The organism is Celeribacter sp. HF31 (genome assembly GCF_011806455.1).
Taxonomy (GTDB): Bacteria; Pseudomonadota; Alphaproteobacteria; order Rhodobacterales; family Rhodobacteraceae; genus Celeribacter.
Window position 1 is genome coordinate 1 of record NZ_JAATOT010000010.1, and the last position, 6,145, is coordinate 6,145.

Genomic DNA, 6,145 nt, shown 5'->3' on the forward strand with positions numbered 1-6,145 from the left:
TCATTTTTCTTTCAAAAAGCGCTTGCGGGTTTGAGCCACTCGCCTTAGAACCCCCTTCACCGGCGGCGCAGACAGCGCAGCACGGGACGCCAGACGGAACGGACGGGACGCCAACGAGGGGTTCAAGAGGGGAAGCGAGGCAAACATTTTGAGGCAGATCTGGGCGGGCGCGCCGTTAAGTTTAGGGCGCACTGGTCTGGTTTTTGTCTCTGGCTCTTTGAAATTGATAGATGAACGAAGAGATATGTGGGCGGTTTGGTCTTAACGACAAGAACGTCTGTATATCGCGCTCTTAGGGATTTCGGTCCTGATGATAGAGTGTCAGCTTCACTGTTTGGACGGCTTTTGTTTCTTTGGAAACGAAGCACAACAAACAGTTAACACCAGTCTTTCGAGATTGGTGTGCATATTGTCCTTATTGGACGATGTGTGATGTGCAGAGGTTCGACGTCAAGGTTATGATGGTAACATCATTTCAACTTGAGAGTTTGATCCTGGCTCAGAACGAACGCTGGCGGCACGCCTAACACATGCAAGTCGAACGAGATCTTCGGATCTAGTGGCGGACGGGTTAGTAACGCGTGGGAACGTACCCTTCACTACGGAATAGTCCCGGGAAACTGGGTTTAATACCGTATACGCCCTTCGGGGGAAAGAATTTCGGTGAGGGATCGGCCCGCGTTAGATTAGTTAGTTGGTGGGGTAATGGCCTACCAAGACTACGATCTATAGCTGGTTTGAGAGGATGATCAGCAACACTGGGACTGAGACACGGCCCAGACTCCTACGGGAGGCAGCAGTGGGGAATCTTAGACAATGGGGGCAACCCTGATCTAGCGATGCCGCGTGAGTGATGAAGGCCTTAGGGTCGTAAAGCTCTTTCGCCTGTGATGATAATGACAGTAGCAGGTAAAGAAACCCCGGCTAACTCCGTGCCAGCAGCCGCGGTAATACGGAGGGGGTTAGCGTTGTTCGGAATTACTGGGCGTAAAGCGCACGTAGGCGGATTAGTCAGTCAGAGGTGAAATCCCAGGGCTCAACCCTGGAACTGCCTTTGATACTGCTAGTCTTGAGTTCGAGAGAGGTAAGTGGAATTCCGAGTGTAGAGGTGAAATTCGTAGATATTCGGAGGAACACCAGTGGCGAAGGCGGCTTACTGGCTCGATACTGACGCTGAGGTGCGAAAGTGTGGGGAGCAAACAGGATTAGATACCCTGGTAGTCCACACCGTAAACGATGAATGCCAGTCGTCGGCAAGTATACTTGTCGGTGACACACCTAACGGATTAAGCATTCCGCCTGGGGAGTACGGTCGCAAGATTAAAACTCAAAGGAATTGACGGGGGCCCGCACAAGCGGTGGAGCATGTGGTTTAATTCGAAGCAACGCGCAGAACCTTACCAACCCTTGACATCCTGATCGCGGATCGTAGAGATACTTTCCTTCAGTTCGGCTGGATCAGTGACAGGTGCTGCATGGCTGTCGTCAGCTCGTGTCGTGAGATGTTCGGTTAAGTCCGGCAACGAGCGCAACCCACATCCTTAGTTACCAGCGGTTTGGCCGGGGACTCTAGGGAAACTGCCCGTGATAAGCGGGAGGAAGGTGTGGATGACGTCAAGTCCTCATGGCCCTTACGGGTTGGGCTACACACGTGCTACAATGGCAACTACAGTGGGTTAATCCCCAAAAGTTGTCTCAGTTCGGATTGGGGTCTGCAACTCGGCCCCATGAAGTCGGAATCGCTAGTAATCGCGTAACAGCATGACGCGGTGAATACGTTCCCGGGCCTTGTACACACCGCCCGTCACACCATGGGAGTTGGGTCTACCCGACGGCCGTGCGCCAACCTTTTGGAGGCAGCGGACCACGGTAGGCTCAGCGACTGGGGTGAAGTCGTAACAAGGTAGCCGTAGGGGAACCTGCGGCTGGATCACCTCCTTTCTAAGGATGATCCTAGCAGATTGGCTTGCCAATCTCGTGGATCACTTAGCAGCTACTTAGTAGCATAGATCAACAATAGTTGGTCAAACTCGGCCAGGCCGTCCTCATATCTCTTCGGAATTCCAAGCAGCCTTCGCGGTTGCTTCTGGGGCCTTAGCTCAGCTGGGAGAGCATCTGCTTTGCAAGCAGAGGGTCATCGGTTCGATCCCGATAGGCTCCACCAGGTTATGATCGGCCACCGGTAGCGTTGCCGATCCGGATGGGTCGGTAGCTCAGGTGGTTAGAGCGCACGCCTGATAAGCGTGAGGTCGGAGGTTCAAGTCCTCCTCGACCCACCATCCAATCGATTAGATCAGAAAGAGCTTTCGAGTTCTTTCTCGTCCAATCGGACGCATTGACATCGTATAGAGAGATAAAATTGCAACATCGTTGGTTGCCCAAGTGTGGGTTAAACCTCCGTCGCTTCCTCCTCATGAATTTGGGGCGGAAGGCAATCTCAACCCCCTTTCCTCGGGGTTTTGACTGTATCGCGGCGTGAAAAGATGATGTTGCCCAAGTCAAGTAAACTAACCAAGTTGCAATTCTACGGAATTGCAGCGCGTTTTCGATCCCATACAAGATCGGAAGCGGGAAAGTATGCTTTTGGTTCAGGAAGCACAGCCTACATCTTACCAGCTTGTAGGCTCGCAAACGAAGTCTTCGGACCGAGTTTTGCTCTTTCTGGATCAAATCAAGCGCGAGAAGGGCGTTTGGTGGATGCCTTGGCAGTAAGAGGCGATGAAGGACGTGATACTCTGCGATAAGTCATGGGGAGCTGAGAATAGGCTTTGATCCATGAATTTCCGAATGGGGGAACCCACCTGACAGTTTGATATTGTTGCTTCGGCACTCAATATCTTGCTGAAACAGGTACTTTTAACCTGAATACATAGGGTTTTAAGAGCAAACCCGGGGAACTGAAACATCTAAGTACCCGGAGGAAAGGACATCAATAGAGACTTCCCTAGTAGCGGCGAGCGAACGGGAACCAGCCGAGCATGAGAAGTGACTAGAACAGATTGGAAAGTCTGGCCATAGCGGGTGATAGCCCCGTATAGGAAGCTTTGATTGACGTATTAAGTAGGGCGGAACACGTGAAATTCTGTCTGAAGATCGGGGGACCACCCCCGAAGGCTAAGTACTCCTTACTGACCGATAGCGAACCAGTACCGTGAGGGAAAGGTGAAAAGCACCCCGACGAGGGGAGTGAAACAGTTTCTGAAACCGGACGCCTACAAGCAGTCGGAGGGACCTCGAGTCCTGACGGCGTACCTTTTGTATAATGGGTCATCGACTTGGTCTTACGAGCAAGCTTAAGCCGTTAGGTGTAGGCGTAGCGAAAGCGAGTCTTAATAGGGCGCATGAGTTCGTGGGATCAGACCCGAAACCGAGTGATCTAGGCATGACCAGGATGAAGGTAAGGTAACACTTACTGGAGGTCCGAACCCACACCTGTTGAAAAAGGTCGGGATGAGTTGTGCCTAGGGGTGAAAGGCCAATCAAACTCGGAGATAGCTGGTTCTCTGCGAAATCTATTTAGGTAGAGCGTCATCCGAATACCCCGGGGGGTAGAGCACTGGATGGGTAATGGGGCCCCACAGGCTTACTGATCCTAACCAAACTCCGAATACCCGGGAGTACTAGATGGCAGACACACTGCGGGTGCTAACGCCCGTAGTGGAGAGGGAAACAACCCTGACCTCCGGCTAAGGCCCCTAATTCATGGCTAAGTGGGAAAGCAGGTGGGACGACCAAAACAACCAGGAGGTTGGCTTAGAAGCAGCCATCCTTTAAAGATAGCGTAACAGCTCACTGGTCTAGATAAGTTGTCCTGCGGCGAAGATGTAACGGGGCTCAAGCCATGAGCCGAAGCCGAGGATGCCGTAAGGCATGGTAGCAGAGCGTGGTGTGATATAGCTTCATGCCTCTTTCGATCCCTCCGGGGATCATTAGAGGCTCGAAGCTTTCTGTGAAGCGGGCGTGTGAACGATCCCGTGGAGAGATCACCAGTGAGAATGATGACATGAGTAGCGACAAACAGGGTGAGAGACCCTGTCGCCGAAAGTCCAAGGGTTCCTGCTTAAAGCTAATCTGAGCAGGGTAAGCCGACCCCTAAGGCGAGGCCGAAAGGCGTAGTCGATGGGAACCAGGTTAATATTCCTGGGCCAGAGAGAAGTGACGGATCGCAAAGGTCGTTCATCCTTATCGGATTGAATGGGCGGCTCAGCGGTCCCTGGAAATAGCCTCTCGTTAGATCGTACCCTAAACCGACACAGGTGGACTGGTAGAGAATACCAAGGCGCTTGAGAGAACTATGTTGAAGGAACTCGGCAAAATACCTCCGTAAGTTCGCGAGAAGGAGGCCCAGTTTCTACGCAAGTATTGGCTGGGGGCACAAACCAGGGGGTGGCGACTGTTTACTAAAAACACAGGGCTCTGCGAAGTCGCAAGACGACGTATAGGGTCTGACGCCTGCCCGGTGCCTGAAGGTTAAAAGGAGAGGTGCAAGCCTTGAATTGAAGCCCAGGTAAACGGCGGCCGTAACTATAACGGTCCTAAGGTAGCGAAATTCCTTGTCGGGTAAGTTCCGACCTGCACGAATGGCGTAACGACTTCCCCGCTGTCTCCAACATAGACTCAGCGAAATTGAATTGCCTGTCAAGATGCAGGCTTCCCGCGGTTAGACGGAAAGACCCCGTGCACCTTTACTACAGCTTCACACTGGCATCAGGCACAACATGTGCAGGATAGGTGGTAGGCTTTGAAGCAGGGACGCTAGTCCCTGTGGAGCCATCCTTGAGATACCACCCTTGTTCTGCTTGATGTCTAACCGCGGTCCGTTATCCGGATCCGGGACCCTGTGTGGCGGGTAGTTTGACTGGGGCGGTCGCCTCCCAAAGAGTAACGGAGGCGCGCGAAGGTTGGCTCAGAGCGGTCGGAAATCGCTCGTTGAGTGCAATGGCAGAAGCCAGCCTGACTGCAAGACTGACAAGTCGAGCAGAGTCGAAAGACGGCCATAGTGATCCGGTGGTCCCGAGTGGAAGGGCCATCGCTCAACGGATAAAAGGTACGCCGGGGATAACAGGCTGATACTGCCCAAGAGTCCATATCGACGGCAGTGTTTGGCACCTCGATGTCGGCTCATCTCATCCTGGGGCTGGAGCAGGTCCCAAGGGTACGGCTGTTCGCCGTTTAAAGAGGTACGTGAGCTGGGTTTAGAACGTCGTGAGACAGTTCGGTCCCTATCTGCCGTGGGTGTAGGATACTTGAGAGGAGTTGCCCCTAGTACGAGAGGACCGGGGTGAACGATCCACTGGTGGACCAGTTGTTATGCCAATAGCAGTGCTGGGTAGCTATGATCGGAAAGGATAACCGCTGAAGGCATCTAAGCGGGAAGCCCCCCTCAAAACAAGGTATCCCTGAGGGCCGAGGTAGACCACCTCGTCGATAGGCTGGAGATGTAAGTGCAGTAATGCATTCAGTTGACCAGTACTAATTGCCCGATAGGCTTGATTTGATCCAGTAAAAGCAAAACTTTTACCAAATCAAAAGCATACACAAACACTTACTTGACTTGGCTCTTTATTCGGTTTGGTGGTCACAGCACCAGTGAAACACCCGATCCCATCCCGAACTCGGCCGTTAAGCACGGTTGCGCCAATGGTACTGCGTCCTAAGACGTGGGAGAGTAGGTCACCGCCAAACCTAATAAAGAGCCAAATTATCTCTCTAAACGATCCATCACATATATTCGACCCTGACGCGGGATGGAGCAGCCCGGTAGCTCGTCAGGCTCATAACCTGAAGGTCGTAGGTTCAAATCCTACTCCCGCAACCAAGGTCGAATAACAATAATATCAATCTCTTAGCGCCCCAAGGGGCGCTTTTTGCGTTTCTAGACCCACGAACCGGTGCTACAGCGGTGCTACTTTTGGGTCGCCACGCTCCTAAGCTAGGACACGCGAACCACCAAAACCTCGTGGAAGAAACCACAACGCTATCCCAAAGTGAACCGACGCCCGACATGACCGCGCGTCCGTTCAATCGACAGTGCCACCAGCACCGTCAGACCCCCCAAAATTAATTCTCTGAAACTGTGATCGCCAAAAGAGTGCAGGATGGGCCCGTGACTCGGAGCAAGGGGTGGATTCCGGACCTTCGCTGC

The 6,145-nt window shown here is 52.8% G+C and carries 3 tRNA genes and 3 rRNA genes; all 6 read left to right on the forward strand.

Going from position 1 to position 6,145, the window contains the following annotated elements:
- The first annotated feature begins 476 nt into the window (after positions 1-476).
- The 6 genes from HCZ23_RS17905 (at position 477) to HCZ23_RS17930 (ending at position 5,818) form a co-directional block, all read left to right on the forward strand.
- Positions 477-1,941: ribosomal RNA gene (locus HCZ23_RS17905) — 16S ribosomal RNA — on the forward strand.
- 147 nt (positions 1,942-2,088) lie between these two features.
- Positions 2,089-2,164, forward strand: a tRNA-Ala gene (locus tag HCZ23_RS17910).
- Between the two features lie 38 nt (positions 2,165-2,202).
- Positions 2,203-2,279 (forward strand) — tRNA-Ile (locus tag HCZ23_RS17915).
- A 390-nt stretch (positions 2,280-2,669) separates the two neighbouring features.
- Positions 2,670-5,497, forward strand: a 23S ribosomal RNA gene (locus HCZ23_RS17920).
- 73 nt (positions 5,498-5,570) lie between these two features.
- Positions 5,571-5,685, forward strand: a 5S ribosomal RNA gene (gene rrf, locus HCZ23_RS17925).
- The 16S, 23S and 5S rRNA genes sit together here with 3 tRNA genes alongside, the layout of an rRNA operon.
- Positions 5,686-5,741: 56 nt before the next feature.
- A tRNA-Met gene (locus HCZ23_RS17930) sits at positions 5,742-5,818 on the forward strand.
- Positions 5,819-6,145: the final 327 nt, after the last annotated feature.